Source organism: Microbacterium sp. ZXX196 (assembly GCF_009709595.1).
GTDB lineage: Bacteria > Actinomycetota > Actinomycetes > Actinomycetales > Microbacteriaceae > Microbacterium > Microbacterium excoecariae.
Map to the genome: position 1 here is coordinate 1 of NZ_WMEE01000293.1, position 260 is coordinate 260.

1 protein-coding gene is annotated in these 260 nt (G+C 47.7%); it reads left to right on the forward strand.

Annotated elements, in window-relative coordinates; all coding sequences use genetic code 11:
- A partial coding sequence (locus tag GJQ66_RS14955) for a hypothetical protein (RefSeq protein WP_230379637.1) occupies window positions 1-260 on the forward strand: 260 nt, incomplete at both ends.

The window sequence follows — 260 nt, forward strand, 5'->3', positions numbered from 1 at the left end:
TTCTCACCTTATCCCAGCAGCAAGGGGAGCAAGTCACAGGTGTAATGCCAAGTACCCGTTTCCTCAGCGTAATCTCTGAACTTCTTGCAAACAAATCCATCCACACTCTGTCGACTGGAGCAACTGCTGATGATTTCTCGATTGTTCCGTCTAACAGCACACAGGTAGGATGGCACGACAGAGACTACTACTATTTCCTCCCTGATGTGATCTACAATACGGTTTCTAGCTTTCTGGCCAGACAGGGAGAACATCTTCCT